Raw genomic sequence first — 17,388 nt, 5'->3', positions numbered from 1 at the left:
GTGCCGAGTGGTGGGGCAAGAGCCTTTTGGTTACTTTTGGGCTCCTTTCAAAAGTGACCCGCCGTAAGGGCGGAACCCATCTAAGCCATCACCCAAATAATGGACATACCCCCAAAACGGCAGAACTTGCACCCCCCGCGCGCCCGTGAAATAGTCCACCCAAGCAAGTGCTTGGTTGGCTACCATCGGAACACCAAGGAGCGCGTCCATGTCTGTCGCTATTCGTTTGCCGCTGCAAGTCTTCTTCGACCGCGAAACCCGCCACCCCCGGCAGCGATTCCTGGTACAGCCCATCAAAGGTGGCGAGGTCCAAACCCTCACCTGGGCCGAGGTCGGCCACCAAGCCCGCTGCGCCGCCCACTGGCTGCGAGCCCGCGACCTGCCCCAGGGCTCCCACATCGCCCTGATCTCGAAGAATTGCGCCCACTGGATCATCGCCGACCTCGCCATCTGGATGGCCGGCCACGTCTCCGTGCCGCTCTACCCCAACCTCACCGCCGACTCCGTTGCCCACGTTCTGGCGCATTCCGAAGCAGCATTGGCGTTTATCGGCAAACTGGACGACTGGCCCGCCATGTCCGCTGGCGTCATGGCCGGCTTGCCCACCATCAGCCTGCCTCTGTGCCCCGAAGGAGAATTCGATTTCACTTGGGCCGACCTGCAAACCTGCTCACCGATCCAGGACAACCCCGCCCCCGCAGCATCCGATTTAGCCACCATCATCTATACCTCCGGCACCACCGGCCTGCCCAAAGGCGTGATGCACAGCTTCGGCGCCCTGGCCTTCGCGGCCATCCGCGGCACGCAATTGTTCGGCCTGGGCGAGGGCGATCGCCTGCTGTCCTACCTGCCGCTGTGCCACGTGGCCGAGCGCATGTTTGTGGAAATGGCCTCGATCTATACCGGGCAAACGGTCTTTTTCGCCGAGAGCCTCGATACTTTTCTTACAGACCTTAAGCGGGCAAGGCCGACAGCGTTGTTCGGCGTACCGCGCATCTGGACCAAGTTCCAGATGGGCGTCTACAGCAAACTCCCCGCAAGCCGCCTCGACACCCTGTTGCGCCTGCCTTTTATCGGTAAACGTGTCGGCCACAAAGTGCTCGCCGGGCTGGGCCTGGACGCTGTGCGCGTGGCGATCTCCGGTGCAGCCCCGGTGCCTGAAGCCCTGTTGCTCTGGTATCGCCGGCTCGGGCTGGACGTGCTGGAGGTGTATGGCATGACCGAAAGCTGCGGTTATTCCCACGTGTGCCGCCCCGGCCAGCAGAAACTTGGCTGGATCGGCCCTCCATGCCCGGACGTCGAAGTGCGCATCGCAGACGATGGCGAAGTGCAGGTGCGCAGCGGCGCAACCATGCTCGGTTATTTCAAGGACCCGGCAAAAACCGCCGAGACCATCACCGCCGACGGCTTCCTGCGTACCGGCGACAAGGGCGAGCAGGGCGCCGATGGTCGCTTGCGGCTGACCGGGCGGCTCAAGGAAATCTTCAAGACCAGTAAAGGCAAATACGTCGCTCCGGCGCCGATAGAGAACCGCCTCGCCGAGCATGCGCGCATCGAGCAGGTGTGCGTGGTGGGCGATGGCTTGAGCGCGCCCATGGGCCTGTGCGTGTTATCCGAAGTGGGCCTGCAAGATGCCGCAGGCCTTGGGCGCCAGGCGTTGCAGGGCAGCCTCGAACGCCTGCTGGAAGAGGTCAACCAACTGCTGGATAAACATGAGCGCTTGCGCCAACTGGTGGTGGTGAAAGACAGTTGGGCGGTGGAGAACGGTTTCCTCACGCCGACCTTGAAGATCAAGCGCAACGTGATTGAATCAGTCTACGGGTCGCAGTTCCTGGCCTGGAGCGAGCGCTCCGAGGCCGTGCTGTGGCAGGATTGAGCACTGACATAAAACCAATAAGGACCGATCAATGAGCCTGTGGCGCACCCAACCCAACATCGAACAACTCAATGCCATCCAGAAAAACACCATCGGTGAAGTGCTGGACATTCGCTTTGAAAGCGCTGACGACGAGTCCCTGACCGCCAGCATGGTGATCGACCACCGCACTCATCAACCCTACGGCCTGCTGCACGGCGGCGCGTCGGTAGTGCTGGCAGAAACCGTGGGCTCGATGGCCAGTTACCTGTGCATCGACGCCAGCAAGTTTTATTGCGTGGGGCTGGAGATCAATGCCAACCACCTGCGCGGTTTGCGCAGCGGGCGGGTAACTGCGGTGGCCAAGCCGATTCATATCGGGCGCACCACCCACGTGTGGGACATCCGCCTGACCAGCGATGAAGGCAAGGCCAGTTGCGTGTCGCGCCTGACCATGGCCGTGGTGCCGCTGGGCGAGAACCCGCCGGCTCGATAGGCGTGGCGTGAGTGTCATCATTCCTGGCAGTTACAGTCATTGCCGTGACTGCCCGGTCTGGGGAGAATCAACGCTCTGTTTATGGTGATGGATCAGGTATGTCGCAACACGTGTTTTTCGCTCACGCCAATGGCTTTCCTTCGGCGACCTACGGCAAATTGTTTGCCGCCCTGGCCCCGGAGTACGCCGTCGCGCATTTGCCGCAACACGGCCACGACCCCAGATTCCCGGTGGATGACAACTGGCAGAACCTGGTGGACGAGCTGATCCATCACCTTGAGCAACAACCCGAGCCGGTGTGGGGCGTGGGCCATTCGTTGGGTGGCGTGTTGCACTTGCATGCGGCCATGCGTTGCCCGCAGTTGTATCGCGGCGTGGTGATGCTCGATTCGCCGGTGCTGACCCTGGCCGATCGCTGGGTGATCCGCGCGGCCAAGCGCTTCGGCTTCATCGACCGGCTTACCCCGGCGGGCCGCACCCTGGGCCGTCGTGAAGAATTCGCAGACCTGGCGGCAGCCCGCCAGTATTTCGCCGGCAAAACCCTGTTTCGTGGCTTTGACCCCGAGTGTTTCGACGCTTACCTGCAGCACGGCCTGGAACCTGTGGGTGACCGCCTGCGCCTGCGCTTTGATCCGGCCACCGAGATCAGCATCTATCGCGGCGTGCCCCACACCAGCCCAGGTCAGGCCCGGCAATTGAAGGTGCCGCTGGCGGTAGTGCGCGGCCGCCAGAGCCGGGTGGTGATGCGCCACCATGCCAGCGGCGTCGGGCGCATGCCCATGGGCGAAATGCTGACCATGCCTGGCGGCCACATGTTTCCCCTCGAACGTCCACAGGACACTGCCACGTTGATCAAGAACCTGTTTGCCCGCTGGGAAGCCCGCCAACGCGAGCGCAGTTGCGCATGACCGCGCCTGTCGAAGAAGTGCGCCTGGCCTTGCCGCATATCGAGTTGGCGGCGCATCTGTTTGGCCCCGAAGACGGCCTGCCGGTCATTGCCTTGCATGGCTGGCTGGACAACGCCAACAGCTTCGCCCGCCTGGCGCCAAAGCTCACGGGCCTGCGTATTGTGGCCCTGGACATGGCGGGCCACGGTCACTCGGCTCATCGCCCTGTCGGTGCCGGTTATTCGCTGTGGGATTACGTCCACGATGTGCTGCAAGTGGCTGAACAGCTTGGTTGGAAACGTTTTGCATTACTTGGCCACTCCCTCGGCGCCATCGTTTCCCTGGTGTTGGCCGGGGCCTTGCCGGAGCGGGTGACGCACCTGGGATTGATCGACGGCGTGATCCCGCCGACCGGCACCGCCGACAACGCCGCCGAACGCCTTGGCATGGCGTTGCAGGCGCAGTTGGCCCTGCAAGACAAGCGCAAGCCGGTATACGGCACCCTCGATCGTGCCGTGGAAGCGCGCATGAAAGGCGTGGTAGCGGTGAGCCGCGAAGCCGCTGAACTGCTGGCCCAGCGCGGCCTCATGCCGGTACCGGGCGGTTATACCTGGCGCAGCGACAGCCGTCTGACCCTGGCCTCCCCCATGCGCCTGACAGAAGAACAGGCGATGGCCTTCGTGCGCCGAGTCGGCTGTCCGACACAACTGGTGGTCGCCGAAGACGGCATGTTGGCGAAACATTCCGAATTGCTTTCCGGGCTTCCATTCGAGGTGACCACGCTGCCTGGTGGCCACCATTTGCACCTGAACGACGAAGCTGGGGCTACCCTTGTTGCAGACTGTTTCAATCGGTTCTTCTCCATGCCTTGACTTGGCGGGGTCAACTGCCGAGGCTGGGCGGATCGAAAGGGAGTCAACCATGAACGATCTCAGCACCGCAGCGCACCCCAATGGCCAGGGCGCACTGATCCGATGAGTATGCCGAAAGGATTTATCCGTGTTCTGGGGCTGTGCTGTTTCAGCCCGCTGGTGTTCGCCGCCGACGTACCGGGTAGCCAGGATTTGCCCGCCGTCGCCCGTCAGGTCGACGCGCAGATCGTCGACTACCGCCCCGCCGAAGAGAAAGAACGCATCTACCCGCTGGGCTCGATCCGCAAGATCAGCGGCCAACTGCGCTATGAAGGCCAGGCCACCGCGCGCGGCCAAACCACTGCCATTACCTACGAACTGCCGCCCGAACACACCTCCAGTGCCGCCTTTACTGCCACCCGTGAAGCCTTGCAGGCCCAGGGTGCGCAATTGCTGTTCTGGTGCCAGGCCCGTGATTGCGGCGAAAGCAGCCTGTGGGCCAATGAAGTGTTTGGCAACGCCAAACTGGTGGGCGCCGACGGCCAGCAGGAATACCTGTTGCTGCGCCTGGCAGCGCCTCAGGACAACTCATTGGTTGCGCTGTACGGCATCACCCGGGGCAATCGCCGGGCATATCTGCATGTAGAGCAACTGGACGCCAGCGCACCACTGGGCGACTTGCTGCCAACCTCGGCCACGCTGCTGAGGGAACTGAAAAGCACCGGCGAGCTGGACTTTCCCAAGTTGGGCGCCGAACCTGACGCCACCTGGCTCACGCTTATTTCCCGTGGGTTGAACCTGGATGCCACCTTGCGGGTCAGTTTGACCGGGCCCACCGCCGAGGCATGGCGCCAGGGCTTGATCGATCAGGGCGTACGCGCCGCTCGCCTGGAAACCGGCACCGCCGAAGCTAAAGGCTTGCACCTGCATCTGATACGCTGACCGTTCCAGGGCGAACGGACCCGCGCCGTTCGCCTAAGCTCTTCCTCTTACAGACTTCTTTTCGAGAAACCACATGCTCAATAACGATCGCCTGCTGGTGCAGATCCTGCTGCTGGTGTTGTTTGGTGCCAGCTTCTGGGTGATGGCGCCGTTCTGGTCGGCGCTGTTCTGGGGGGCGGTGCTGGCATTTGCCAGTTGGCCGGTCATGCGCGTGCTCACGCGTTGGCTGGGCGGGCGTGAGTCCCTGGCGGCCGGAATCCTGACCCTGGTCTGGATGCTGTTAGTGGCGTTACCGCTGGTATGGCTGGGGTTTAACCTGGCCGACCATGTGCGCGATGCCGTGGGCCTGATCAAGGATATCCAGGTGGACGGCTTGCCAGAGGCGCCCACTTGGCTTGGCTCCATTCCTTTCGTCGGCGAGCGGTTGGTAGCGATGTGGAACAGCATCGACCAGCAGGGCGCGGCGCTGATGGTCACCCTCAAGCCGTACCTGGGGCAGGTTGGCAACTGGTTGCTGGCCCGCAGCGCACAGATCGGCGGTGGCATCCTGGAGCTGACCCTGAGCCTGGTGTTCGTGTTCTTTTTCTACCGGGACGGGCCGCGTCTGGCGATGTTTGTGCATCGCCTGCTGGAGCGCCTGATCGGCGAACGGGCCGGTTACTACATCGAACTGGTGGCGGGCACCGTGCAACGGGTGGTCAACGGTGTGATCGGCACTGCAGCCGCCCAAGCCTTGCTGGCGCTGATCGGCTTCTGGATTGCCGGTGTGCCGGGGGCGCTGGTGCTGGGCATCGTGACGTTCCTGCTCAGCCTGATTCCCATGGGCCCGCCGCTGATCTGGATCCCGGCCACCGCGTGGCTGGCCTGGAAGGGCGACTACACCTATGCGGTGTTTCTCGGGGTGTGGGGTACGTTCATCATCAGCGGCGTGGACAACGTGCTCAAGCCATACCTGATCAGCCGTGGCGGCAACCTGCCGCTGGTGATCGTGCTGCTGGGGGTGTTTGGCGGGTTGATTGCGTTTGGCTTCATCGGCCTGTTCATCGGCCCGACGTTGCTGGCGGTGGCGTATAGCTTGCTGACCGACTGGAGCGCCAGCCAGGCTCAGGTTCGGCGCGAAGATAAAACCGGCTGATTGGCGAAGGGTCTGAGCCAGCTCCCACATTGGCTTGGGTATGGCTCAAGCCCTGGGCAGCCACATCACTGCCGTCAGGCCACCACCATGGGTTTCCTCCAGGTTCAGCCGCCCACCGAGGCGCTCAACCGCTTCCTTGGAAATGGTCATGCCCAGGCCCACGCCGCCGGAGTTACGGTTGCGCGAGCCTTCCAGCCGATAAAACGGCTCAAACACCGCGTCACGTTTATCCGCCGCAATCCCCGGCCCATGGTCGATCACCTTGATCACCAGCGCCTGCGGGCTGTCTGCCAGTTCGATGCGCGCCGTGCCGGCATACCGCAAGGCATTGTCGATCAGGTTATTGAGGCAGGAGCGCAGGGCCATCGGTTGCACCTGCAGCGGCGTGCATGCACCACTGCATTGCACATCGGAACCCCGGTCCTGGGCGTTTTCACTCAAGGATTCCACCAGCGCCTGCACATCCAGCCAATGCCGGGTTTCGCTGGTGCGTTGCTCGTGCAGGTAGCTCAGGGTGGCGTCGAGCATGCCGATCATGTCGTCCAGGTCCTGGCGCATCTGGCCTTGCAGCTTGGTGTCTTCGATCTGTTCCAGGCGCAGCTTGAGCCGTGACAGCGGTGTGCGCAGGTCGTGGGACACGGCGCCAAGCATGCGGGCGCGCTGGGTGACCTGTTCGCGGATGCGCTTTTGCATCAGGTTGAAGGTCGACGCCGCTTGCCGCGCTTCCCGTGGGCCGGACTCATTTAATGGCGGGCTGTCCAGATCCAGGCTCAGGCGCTCGGCTGCGGCGCTCAGGCGCTGGATCGGCCGGCTGAGTAACTTGGCGCCGTACCAGGCGGCGACGATCAGCGAAATGAACTGGAAGGTCAGCGGTACCACAGGCCCCCCGAACCACGGACGACGATGCTCCTTGGGCATGGGCGTCAGGGTGCCGTCCGGTTGCTCGATAAAGGTCTCGTGGGGCGGTGGCGGCGGCGGACCGTAGTGGTGAAACCAGAAAATTGCCAGCACATGGGCCAGCACAATCGCCACCAGCAACACACCGAACAGCCGCCCGAACAGGGTGTTGAAGGCGTTGCGCATCAGCCGATATCCCGGGCGTCGAACAGGTAGCCTTCGCCGCGCACAGTCTTGATCAACTGCGGAGCCTTGGGGTCATCCCCAAGCTTTTGTCGCAGGCGCGACACCAGCAGGTCGATGCTGCGATCAAACGCCTCGATGGAGCGACCGCGTGCCGCGTCCAGCAACTGTTCGCGACTCAGCACCCGACGTGGGCGTTCGATGAATACCCACAGCAAACGGAACTCGGCGTTGGACAGCGGCACCACCAGGCCGTCGTCGGCCACCAGTTGGCGCAGCACGCTGTTGAGGCGCCAGTTGTCGAAGCGGATATTTGCGCGTTGCTCGGTGCGGTCATCACGCACCCGGCGCAGGATGGTCTGGATGCGTGCCACCAGCTCACGGGGCTCGAAGGGCTTGGACATGTAGTCGTCGGCCCCCAGTTCCAGGCCGATGATGCGGTCGGTGGGTTCGCAGCGGGCGGTGAGCATCAGGATCGGGATGTCCGATTCCGCCCGCAGCCAGCGGCACAGTGACAAACCGTCTTCGCCGGGCAGCATCAGGTCGAGCACCACCACGTCGAAGGTTTCGGCTTGCATGGCCTGGCGCATGGCGGCGCCATCGGTCACGCCGCTGGCGAGGATATTGAAGCGTGCCAGGTAATCGATCAGCAGTTCGCGGATCGGCAGGTCGTCGTCGACGATCAGCGCGCGAGTGTTCCAGCGCTTGTCGTCACCCGGGAGCGAGCCTTTTTGATCGTCATTCAGCACAGGAGTCAGGGTTTGCATGGTGCGATCATCTACCTGGTTGGCCGCCGGGCCGAAGGTCGGCGGCGAGGTTGTTGCGTTCAGCATAGGCGCCCAGCCTCGGGGCTGGAAGTTCTGTACGGCGGTTCACGTGTGCGAGGCTAATCTTTGGGGGTATTGCAGGCATGTCGGGAATGTATCGGTTTTGACACAATTGCCTGAAGGCCCGCAATCTGGCGGCTAAATCGTTAATTACCGATCATCGGATCCCGCAAACGCGCTGCTTGCGCTACAATCCGCGCCGATTTCGACTTGCCTGAGAGCCCATTCCAATGTCCGTCTGCCAGACTCCTATCATCGTCGCCCTGGATTACCCCACCCGTGACGCCGCACTGAAGCTGGCTGACCAGTTGGACCCCAAGCTGTGCCGCGTCAAGGTCGGCAAGGAACTGTTCACCAGTTGCGCTGCAGAAATTGTCGGCACTTTGCGTGACAAAGGCTTCGAGGTGTTCCTCGACCTGAAATTCCACGACATCCCTAACACCACCGCGATGGCCGTCAAGGCTGCCGCCGAAATGGGCGTGTGGATGGTCAACGTACACTGCTCCGGCGGTTTGCGCATGATGGCCGCTTGCCGTGAAGTGCTCGATCAGCGCAGCGGCCCCAAGCCGCTGTTGATTGGCGTGACCGTGCTGACCAGCATGGAACGGGAAGACCTGGCCGGCATCGGCCTGGACATCGAGCCACAGGAACAAGTGTTGCGCCTTGCCGCGCTGGCGCAAAAGGCTGGCCTGGACGGCCTGGTGTGTTCGGCGCTGGAAGCCCAGGCGCTGAAGGCGGCCCACCCGTCGCTGCAACTGGTGACCCCGGGGATTCGCCCGGCGGGCAGCGCCCAGGATGACCAGCGGCGCATCCTCACGCCGCGCCAGGCCCTGGACGCCGGTTCCGATTACCTGGTGATCGGTCGCCCGATCAGCCAGGCGGCCGACCCGGCCAAGGCACTGGCGGCGGTGGTTGCCGAGATCGCCTGACTAAAGCGGCCACGGCCTCTGTGGGGGCTGGCTTGCCTGCGATAGCATCGCCTCGGTATCACTGAAACACCGAGTCGCCTGCATCGTGGGCAAGGCTGGCTCCCACATTAATCGTGTGTGCAGAACGGTCAGCTGACTTTCAGTACCAATTTCCCAAAGTTCTCGCCGTTGAACAGCTTCATCAATGTTTCCGGGAACGTCTCCAGCCCCTCGACAATATCTTCCTTGCTCTTGAGCTTGCCCTGAGCCATCCAGCCGGCCATCTCCTGCCCGGCGGCGGCAAAATTCGCCGCGTGGTCCATCACCACGAACCCTTCCATGCGCGCACGATTGACCAGCAATGACAGGTAGTTGGCCGGCCCTTTCACGGCTTCCTTATTGTTGTACTGGCTGATGGCACCGCAGATCACCACGCGCGCTTTCAACGCCAGGCGGCTGAGTACCGCGTCGAGAATGTCTCCGCCAACGTTATCGAAATACACGTCCACACCTTTCGGGCATTCGCGCTTGAGGCCGGCATGCACGTCCTCGTTCTTGTAGTCGATGGCCGCATCAAAACCCAGCTCATCCACCAGGAACTTGCATTTGTCGGCACCGCCGGCAATGCCCACCACGCGGCAGCCCTTGATCTTGGCAATCTGCCCGGCAATGCTGCCCACCGCACCGGCCGCGCCGGAAATCACCACGGTATCGCCGGCCTTGGGTGCACCGGTGTCCAGCAGGGCGAAGTAGGCCGTCATGCCGGTCATCCCCAACGCTGATAGATAGCGCGGCAAAGGTGCCAGTTTCGGGTCGACCTTGTAGAAACCTCGCGGCTCGCCGAGGAAGTAATCCTGCACGCCCAGGGCGCCATTGACGTAATCCCCCACGGCAAATTTCGGGTTGTTCGAAGCGATCACCTTGCCTACGCCCAAGGCGCGCATGACTTCGCCGATACCTACTGGCGGAATGTAGGATTTGCCCTCGTTCATCCAGCCACGCATGGCCGGGTCCAAAGACAGGTATTCGTTGTGCACCAGCACCTGGCCGTCCTGGGGCGTGCCCACCGGCACTTCCTGGTAGGTGAAGGTGTCCCGCGTGGCAGCGCCGACCGGGCGTTTGGCGAGCAGGAATTGGCGGTTGGTCTGGGCAGTCATGGCAGGGACTCTTGAGAAGTGGACCTTGAGTGATAGACCCTTCGGGCCGCACCGGCAAGGTTCGCGGGCACTGCGAATGCCCGTCGATCCACTGTGATGATAGTGGCGCCGGTGCCGTTATCACTGCGGCTCATGGTTCGCCAACCGGGGGTTTGATAGTGCTGCCACGCCCATGGCGGCGCTGGCTAGACTGGGGTCATCCAGCCTCCCATCGAAGGACATCAGCATGAGCATGACATTTTCCGGCCAGGTCGCCCTGGTGACCGGCGCGGCCGCCGGCATCGGCCGCGCCACCGCGCTGGCGTTCGCCGCTGAAGGCTTGAAAGTCGTGGTCGCCGACCTGGATGTGGCGGGCGGCGAGGGCACCGTGGCGCTGATTCATCAGGCCGGTGGCGAAGCGGTGTTTGTGCGCTGCAATGTCACCCTTGAGGCAGATGTACAGCAGTTGATGCAGCACACCGTGGCCGCCTATGGCCGCCTGGACTACGCGTTCAACAATGCCGGGATCGAGATCGAGAAGGGCAAGTTGGCCGACGGCAGCCTGGACGAGTTCGACGCAATCATGGGCGTCAACGTCAAGGGTGTGTGGTTGTGCATGAAGTATCAATTGCCGTTGCTGCTTGCTCAGGGCGGTGGTGCCATCGTCAACACCGCGTCGGTGGCTGGCCTCGGGGCCGCGCCGAAGATGAGTATCTACGCCGCGTCCAAGCACGCGGTGATCGGCCTGACCAAATCGGCGGCGATCGAGTACGCGAAAAAGAAAATTCGCGTCAACGCAGTATGCCCGGCAGTGATCGACACCGATATGTTCCGCCGTGCCTATGAGGCCGACCCGCGCAAAGCCGAATTTGCTGCCGCCATGCACCCGGTCGGGCGTATCGGCAAGGTCGAGGAAATCGCCAGCGCCGTGCTTTATCTGTGCAGCGACGGTGCGGCATTTACCACAGGCCAGGCATTGGCGGTGGACGGTGGTGCAACGGCGATTTAGGAACTGGCGCTGATACCATTCAGAAAAGCGTTGGAGGCGCTGTGAGGCTTTTCCGCAGGTGGCCAGATGCCTTGGTTGAATGTGTATCAGTAGGTAAATAATTCAATTAAATCAATGATTTAATAAATGTTCACCACGGCTGTCATCGAGCTTCTGTGCTTAACTGGTTTGGGTTAAATGACAACAGTTTAAGTGAGTGGCTCATGGATTTAGGGATCGATCGACAAGCCCTTGTACCGGTGGTGCAGCAAATCGTCAGCGCGTTGGCCGCCTGGATTCGCGAGAGCGGGGCCAGCCCGGGGACGCGGTTGCCCTCGGTGCGGCAACTGGCCCGCGACAACCTGCTCAGTCAGTCCAGCGTCATTGAGGCGTTCGAGCGGATGGTTGCCCAGGGCGTGCTGGCCTCCAGGCACGGTGCGGGTTTCTTCGTGGCCGAGCCTTGCACCGTCAAAGGTCCGAGTAGCGAAAACCAATGGTATGAGGGGGCCGAGTCCGGGTGGGGCGTGTTCACCGACAATCAACTGGGTGAGTTGAAGCTGGGGTGCGGTTGGCTGCCGGACACCTGGCGCGAGAGCGATGACATCAGCTACGCGATTCGTGAAGTCACCCGTACTGATACTGCCGCCGTCTTTAACTACAGCACCCCGCTGGGCTTACCGGCCCTGCGCGAACAGTTGCTCAAGCGCCTGTCCCACATCCACGTTGCAACCCAGGTCGACCATATCCTCACCACCCAGGGCGCAAGTCACGCCCAGGACCTGCTGATACGTACGCTGCTCAAGGCCGGCGACACCGTGGTGGTAGAAAGCCCAGGGTACGGCAACCTCTACCGTTTACTGGCGTTCCACGGCATCAAGCTGCTGGAAGTACCGCGCACACGTGGCGGCCCGGACATGCCTGCACTGGAGGCGCTGTTACGCGCGCACCGGCCCAAGTGCCTGTTCATTAACAGCCTGTATCACAACCCGACCGGTACCAGCCTGTCCTTGCCGGTGGCCGAGCGTTTGTTGCAACTGGCCCATTCCCAGGGCTTTTTCATTGTCGAGGAAGACGTCTTCGGCGACCTGCAACCTGCCACGTGCACCCGGCTGTCGGCGTTGCCCCACGAGGACCGGGTGATCTATATCTCGAGCTTCTCCAAGACCCTCAGCAGCGCCTTGCGCGTGGGGTATCTAACGGCCAGCGGGGCGATCATTGCGCAACTGGCCAGGGTCAAGACCCTGACCGGCATCGGCACGTCGCGGTTTGCCGAGGCGGTGGTGGCGACGTTGCTGGCCAACGGCACCTACCGCAAGTGGGTGCACCGCCTGCGCCGACGCCTGGGCGCGGAAATGGCCATGACCCTGCAGGTGCTGGAAGACGAGGAGTGGGAGGTGTTTGCGGTGCCGGCGGGTGGCATGTTCCTGTGGGCGCGCCCTGGCGTGGGTGACTGCTCGACGTTGCAGGCACGGGCTCGTCGGCTGGGGGTATTGCTGTCGCCGGGGGCGCTTTTCAGCCCGACGGGCGAACACAGCGACTGGCTGCGCATCAACGTAGCCTATGCTGCTGATCGGCGCGCCCTCGCGCTGTTCAAGGCAATGGGTCCGGCAGGATCGACCTCTACCATTCTGAAAACGACGAGGATGTAGCTTTTTGCCATTATTGTGGCGCCAAACGCTTGTGTTCAATGCCCCGGGGTTGCGAATCTCGTTGCATCGAAACCGGGCTTGATGGCATTCGCCATTGCAAGAGGACTCAAGTGCAATGATTTCTGCCGTGCAACGACGTTTTGCCAACCTGGGTATGGCAAAAAAACTGGGCTTGGGCTTTGCCTTGGTGCTGCTGTTGACGGCACTGGTGGCGGCGATTGGCGTGTGGTCGCTGCAAACCGTCGGCCAGCGCTTCGAGGGCCTTAAAGCCATGTCGGCGCTTAACAGTGGCCTGCTCAAGGTGCGCTTGATCGAGCAGGACTACGCGCTGCATGCCGACCCCAAGTCGGTCGACGCCTTGCACGAAAGCGTCGACGGGTTGGCTGCCCAGGCCGCTACTCTCAAGGCGCAGTCGGCCACCAACGTTGCGGTGATGACCGACGTAGAGCAGGCGCTGGCGGCGTATCGCAAGGCATTCGACGAGTTTGTCGAACTGACCCAGACCAAAGACCTGGCACTGGAAATGGCCAGTTGGTCGGTCTCCAGTGTCGCCAACAACCTCGACGTGTTGCAGGCCGGGCTGGCGGACGACGGTGCCTATGGCCTCAAGGAAAGCCAGGGCAAGGAAGGCGCCGAATTTATCGAGCAGGCGGGGCAGGTCAGCCAGGTATCGCGCCTGATGCTGCAAGCCATGAACGAAGCGCACGTGCGCCTGGACCAGAGCCGCAAGGGCGATGACGAGAACGCCGAGCAAGGCAAGATCGAACAGGCCGACCAGGCCCTGGCCCAGGTTGAACAGCTGAAAACCGCAGTCAAGGACCCAGGCTACCAAACCGTACTTAACGAGGTGTCCGGGCATATCGCGGCCTTCAGCGAAAAACTCGGCGAGTACACCGGGCTGCTGGCCCAGGAAAAGGTGGTCTACAAGCAACTGCACGAGCGTGCCGCCGAGGTGGTGACACGGGTCAATCAGGCCTACGACGCAGAAGACCTGTCGATGCAGGCGCAGTTGAAGAAAAGCGCGTTGCTGATCATCGGCTCTTCAGCCCTGGCGCTGCTGATGGGGTTGATTGCGGCCTGGATCATTACCCGGTTGATCGTTGCACCGCTGCGCAGCGTAATTGCGGTGGCCCAGCAAATTGCCGCCGGCGATCTCAGCGGGCGCATGGACGTCAGCCGCCGGGACGAGATGGGCCAGTTGATGCTGGCGATGCAACAGATGAGCAGTGGCCTGAGCAGTATGGTCAGCGGGTTGCAGGCGGGTATCGAGCAACTCGCCAGCTCTGCCCATTCGTTGTCCAGTGTGACCGAGCAGACCAACATTGAGGTCAGCAGCCAGAAGGAAGAGACCGAGCAAGTAGCCACGGCCATGAACCAGATGACCGCCACCGTGCACGACGTGGCGCGCAATGCCGAGGAAGCGGCCCAGGCTGCGCAGACGGCAGATGACAAGGTCGACAGCGGTCAGCAGGTGGTGCGCCAGAGCTTGCAGCGTATCGAGTTGCTGGCCAGTTCCGCCACCTCTGCCAGTACCAGCATCGAAAGCCTGAGCGCCGAAATCCAGAATATCGGCACGGTGCTTGGGGTGATCAAAAGCGTGGCCGAGCAAACCAACTTGCTCGCCCTGAATGCCGCAATCGAGGCGGCACGGGCAGGTGAGCAGGGCCGGGGTTTTGCGGTGGTGGCGGATGAGGTTCGGGCGCTGGCCAAGCGTACCCGGCAATCGACCGAAGAAATCGAACGGTTGGTCAGTACGTTGCGCAGTGCTGCGCAGTCTTCAGTGCAGCAGATCAAGCAGAGCGGTGAGTTGGTGAAGCTGGCGGTCAGTGATGCCCTGGAAACTGAAAGCGCCCTGGGCAGCATTGCGGCGGCGGTGTCGCTGATCCAGCAGATGAACCAGCAGATCGCCGCGGCGGCAGAAGAGCAAAGCTCGGTGGCCGAGGAGATCAATCGCAGCGTTACCAGCATTCGTGCGAGTGCCGATCAATCGGCGTTGAGCATGCAAGGCAATGCGGCGTCGAGCATTGAGCTGGCACAGTTGGGTACGGAGCTTAAAGGCATGGTTGGGCACTTTCGCCTTTGATCACCGCAGGCTTGCGGTGATCAAAGGGCAGGGCGCTCAGGCGTTGTTGGCCAGGAAGGTCAGCAGGGCTTCGTTGACGAAGTCGGGGTTTTCCCGGCTGGAGATATGCCCGGCGTCCGGAATCAACGTCAGCATGCAGCCCATCAAGGCCGCCATTTCTTCTGATTCAGCCGGTGGCCTTGGCTTGTCTTGCTCCCCACACAGTACCAGGGTGGTGTCGGCGTCGAGGCGTGAAAGCTGTTCCAGCACATCGTCGCGGCTGAAGATAATCCGGCCCAGGGGCACGATGCTTTGCAGCAGGCGCTCTTTGGGGAAGGCTTTCAGTGCGTTGCGAAAGCCTTGGTACAGGGCCGATTCCCGATCGATGCCAGGGCGGAAAAAGATCGGCGCAACCACATCCAGCAGTGGCTCGGGAATCGCTCCGGCGTCTTCGATCATCTTGAACAGCGAAAAATAGTACTGGCGAGTGGCTTCAGGCTCGGCACCCAAGTGGGTGTCCATCAGCACCAGGCTGTTGATTCGCTCAGGTGCCAGCAATGCCAGGCGTGCGCCCCACATGCCGCCGACCGACAAACCGACGAGGTTTACCTGAGCAATGTCCAACTGATCCAGCAGGGCCAGGTGCTGGCGCGCCAGGTCGTCCAGCGAAGCGGTGTTCGCAGGCAATGCGCCGGACTCGCCGTGGCCCCATAACTCGGGGACGATCACCCGGTACTGTTGCGAAAGGGCTTCGATCTGCGGCGCCCACATCTGGCTGTCCCACAGGTAGCTGGAACCGAGGAGAACGGCCGGGCCGGTGCCCTGGTCGAGGTAGTGCAGCGGTTGTCCATCGATAAGCGCGACAGGCATGCAGGAGCCCTTTTCGTTAACGGAGAGAGGGAGCCTTTTTTACGCTATTCGGCGGGAGGGGGATAGGTACAGAGTGATGGCATGTGGCGAGCGGGTTGACCGCCCACCACAATGGCAGGGGATCAGTCGTAGATAGCTTTCTTCTTCCAGTCTGCATCTGCATCCACCACTTTCAAGCCTTCGGTCAATTCATTGACCTCGTCTTCGGCCGGCTGGATGTTGGTCAGCACCATGGAGTTGGCACGCGCCAGTTGTTTTTCGAGCAATTGCAGCTGCTGGCTATACACCACCGGCTCCGGCTGTTTGCGCAGGTACTGCACGCCGCGCTCGAACGCCAGGCGTGCCTGGCCCGGCTGGCCTTGTTGCAGCGCGTGCTGGCCGAGGTTGTTGAAGAACTCGATGTGCAGCAGCACCAGGATGTGGCGGATTTCCTTGATCCAGTGCTTGGCTTCATTGGTCGGCAGGAAACCGTCCTGGGCCGCACGGGTCACTTGGCCATGCAACGCTTCCAGAAGGAACCGCACGTCCTTGGCCTTGGCTTCGGTCTGGATCGGGCCGGGCGGGTTGTTCACCGGAATTGATTCGCCCTGCGCCACGAGCGCGTTGAGCTCAACAATACGTGCCTTGAGCGACGCATTGGACTTGTCCAGGTTCAACAGGCGCTGATTGACGTTGAGCTCCAGGCGGGTCAGCAGCAACTTGAGTCGCGGCGTCATCAACTGGCCTGGGAAGGTCTCGGTGATTTCGCCGCAGCGACGCAGCCGGTCATTGAGTTCGATCCGGGTCCGGTTTTTTTCCAGCTTATTGTTTTCCACCACGTGGTTCATGTAGCCAATGGCGATCAGTATTACGATCCCGGCTATTACCAGCAGGGTGATCATGAGTGGTGTCACCGGTGTGACCTCTTTATGGGGTTTGCGTTGAAGTGTAGTGACTGGGGCACTGGCCGGATAGGACTGAGCGACCAGTAGCGCCAGTTGTTTCTTCTATATAGGTAGGCAGTCCCTGCGTAGATGCACATTGCCATCATTTGCCACTGCGAACTATAGCGCCTTGTGGAACGCCAGAATATAGGCGTCAAAGCCTGGACGGCGAGAAACCCTTGCAAGTCCCGTAAACCACGGCGAAGTCATTGATTTAAATAAATTTATCCTTGGGGGTTGACGACCTCCCAATCCATCCATAGAATGCGCGCCACTTACAGCGTAAAGCACACAGCGAAACGCGGTAGGGAGTGAATGTTGTACGTGTGTCCCCTTCGTCTAGTGGCCTAGGACACCGCCCTTTCACGGCGGTAACAGGGGTTCGAGTCCCCTAGGGGACGCCATATGCGGGAATAGCTCAGTTGGTAGAGCACGACCTTGCCAAGGTCGGGGTCGCGAGTTCGAGTCTCGTTTCCCGCTCCAATTTTTAAGCAGTGTTGCTCTCGGGCGGCACTGAGTGAAACCAGGACCAAGTCTTCGGACGAGGCCTCTGGGCACTGAAGCACACACCATGTGTTTCAGTAGCGTGTCCCCTTCGTCTAGTGGCCTAGGACACCGCCCTTTCACGGCGGTAACAGGGGTTCGAGTCCCCTAGGGGACGCCATTTGCGGGAATAGCTCAGTTGGTAGAGCACGACCTTGCCAAGGTCGGGGTCGCGAGTTCGAGTCTCGTTTCCCGCTCCATATTCAACAAAAACGCCGATCAGCAATGATCGGCGT

15 protein-coding genes, 4 tRNA genes and 1 pseudogene are annotated in these 17,388 nt (G+C 61.7%); 15 read left to right on the top strand and 5 right to left on the bottom strand.

The window, feature by feature from the left end:
- The first annotated feature begins 208 nt into the window (after positions 1–208).
- From ACZRN6_RS32130 to ACZRN6_RS32105, 6 genes are all read left to right on the top strand, one after another.
- On the top strand, positions 209–1,876 hold the full coding sequence (locus tag ACZRN6_RS32130; RefSeq protein WP_464009722.1) for an AMP-binding protein: 1,668 nt from the start codon (positions 209–211) through the stop codon (positions 1,874–1,876).
- Between the two features lie 31 nt (positions 1,877–1,907).
- Complete coding sequence (locus tag ACZRN6_RS32125) at positions 1,908–2,351, top strand: hotdog fold thioesterase (RefSeq protein WP_010166324.1); 444 nt, start codon at positions 1,908–1,910, stop codon at positions 2,349–2,351.
- Positions 2,352–2,449: 98 nt separating this feature from the next.
- Entirely contained in the window at positions 2,450–3,259 is an 810-nt protein-coding gene (locus tag ACZRN6_RS32120; protein ID WP_259201195.1) for an alpha/beta fold hydrolase, read from the top strand.
- Complete coding sequence (locus tag ACZRN6_RS32115) at positions 3,256–4,110, top strand: alpha/beta hydrolase (RefSeq protein WP_464009721.1); 855 nt, start codon at positions 3,256–3,258, stop codon at positions 4,108–4,110. Before ACZRN6_RS32120 ends, ACZRN6_RS32115 begins: the two co-directional genes overlap by 4 nt.
- Before the next feature lie 102 nt (positions 4,111–4,212).
- Positions 4,213–5,031: a DUF4892 domain-containing protein gene (locus ACZRN6_RS32110; RefSeq protein ID WP_464009720.1), complete on the top strand. Its 819-nt coding sequence runs from the start codon at positions 4,213–4,215 to the stop codon at positions 5,029–5,031.
- Positions 5,032–5,104: 73 nt separating this feature from the next.
- Positions 5,105–6,166 carry an AI-2E family transporter gene (locus tag ACZRN6_RS32105; RefSeq protein ID WP_464009719.1) on the top strand — a complete coding sequence of 354 codons (1,062 nt, stop codon included), beginning with the start codon at positions 5,105–5,107 and terminating at the stop codon, positions 6,164–6,166.
- 45 nt (positions 6,167–6,211) lie between these two features.
- Here ACZRN6_RS32105 and ACZRN6_RS32100 read toward each other — a convergent pair whose 3' ends face one another.
- Both ACZRN6_RS32100 and ACZRN6_RS32095 read right to left on the bottom strand, forming a co-directional pair.
- A complete protein-coding gene (locus ACZRN6_RS32100; protein WP_464009718.1) occupies positions 6,212–7,249 on the bottom strand; it encodes a sensor histidine kinase in 1,038 nt (345 codons plus the stop codon).
- Positions 7,249–8,013, bottom strand: a complete 765-nt coding sequence (locus tag ACZRN6_RS32095) for a response regulator transcription factor (RefSeq protein ID WP_322148727.1) — start codon at positions 8,011–8,013, stop codon at positions 7,249–7,251. The genes ACZRN6_RS32100 and ACZRN6_RS32095 overlap by 1 nt, the downstream gene beginning before the upstream one ends.
- Positions 8,014–8,303: 290 nt before the next feature.
- Here ACZRN6_RS32095 and pyrF point away from each other — a divergent pair, with 290 nt between their 5' ends.
- Positions 8,304–9,002 (top strand): orotidine-5'-phosphate decarboxylase, encoded by a 699-nt coding sequence (gene pyrF / locus ACZRN6_RS32090; protein ID WP_149411479.1) that lies wholly within the window; start codon positions 8,304–8,306, stop codon positions 9,000–9,002.
- A gap of 128 nt (positions 9,003–9,130) precedes the next feature.
- On the opposite strand, the gene ACZRN6_RS32085 is transcribed toward pyrF, so the two are convergent.
- Positions 9,131–10,138: an NADP-dependent oxidoreductase gene (locus tag ACZRN6_RS32085; RefSeq protein WP_076015253.1), complete on the bottom strand. Its 1,008-nt coding sequence runs from the start codon at positions 10,136–10,138 to the stop codon at positions 9,131–9,133.
- 226 nt (positions 10,139–10,364) lie between these two features.
- On the opposite strand from ACZRN6_RS32085, the gene ACZRN6_RS32080 reads away from it, so the two are divergent.
- From ACZRN6_RS32080 to ACZRN6_RS32065, 4 genes and pseudogenes are all read left to right on the top strand, one after another.
- Positions 10,365–11,126, top strand: coding sequence for an SDR family oxidoreductase (locus ACZRN6_RS32080; protein WP_322146415.1), 762 nt, complete (start codon positions 10,365–10,367; stop codon positions 11,124–11,126).
- A 203-nt stretch (positions 11,127–11,329) separates the two neighbouring features.
- Positions 11,330–12,754 (top strand): aminotransferase-like domain-containing protein, encoded by a 1,425-nt coding sequence (locus tag ACZRN6_RS32075; protein ID WP_464009717.1) that lies wholly within the window; start codon positions 11,330–11,332, stop codon positions 12,752–12,754.
- 115 nt (positions 12,755–12,869) lie between these two features.
- Positions 12,870–13,976 (top strand): annotated as a pseudogene (locus tag ACZRN6_RS32070) (HAMP domain-containing protein); the annotation flags it as partial.
- Positions 13,956–14,837, top strand: coding sequence for a methyl-accepting chemotaxis protein (locus ACZRN6_RS32065; RefSeq protein ID WP_464009723.1), 882 nt, complete (start codon positions 13,956–13,958; stop codon positions 14,835–14,837). The pseudogene ACZRN6_RS32070 and the gene ACZRN6_RS32065, both read left to right, overlap by 21 nt.
- 36 nt (positions 14,838–14,873) lie before the next feature.
- Here the strand turns inward: ACZRN6_RS32065 and ACZRN6_RS32060 are convergent, their stop codons facing one another.
- Together ACZRN6_RS32060 and ACZRN6_RS32055 are read right to left on the bottom strand one after the other, a co-directional pair.
- Complete coding sequence (locus ACZRN6_RS32060; protein WP_464009716.1) at positions 14,874–15,686, bottom strand: alpha/beta fold hydrolase; 813 nt, start codon at positions 15,684–15,686, stop codon at positions 14,874–14,876.
- Positions 15,687–15,808: 122 nt separating this feature from the next.
- Positions 15,809–16,567, bottom strand: coding sequence for a hypothetical protein (locus ACZRN6_RS32055; RefSeq protein ID WP_322146407.1), 759 nt, complete (start codon positions 16,565–16,567; stop codon positions 15,809–15,811).
- Between the two features lie 370 nt (positions 16,568–16,937).
- Here ACZRN6_RS32055 and ACZRN6_RS32050 point away from each other — a divergent pair.
- From ACZRN6_RS32050 to ACZRN6_RS32035, 4 genes are all read left to right on the top strand, one after another.
- Positions 16,938–17,013, top strand: a tRNA-Glu gene (locus tag ACZRN6_RS32050).
- A gap of 3 nt (positions 17,014–17,016) precedes the next feature.
- Positions 17,017–17,092, top strand: a tRNA-Gly gene (locus tag ACZRN6_RS32045).
- Between the two features lie 105 nt (positions 17,093–17,197).
- A tRNA-Glu gene (locus tag ACZRN6_RS32040) sits at positions 17,198–17,273 on the top strand.
- Between the two features lie 3 nt (positions 17,274–17,276).
- Positions 17,277–17,352, top strand: a tRNA-Gly gene (locus tag ACZRN6_RS32035).
- Positions 17,353–17,388 lie beyond the last annotated feature (36 nt).

It is taken from the genome of Pseudomonas sp. A125 (assembly GCF_055409485.1).
Note: the sequence above shows the minus strand (reverse complement) of the source record. Positions and strands in the feature narration are given on the sequence as shown.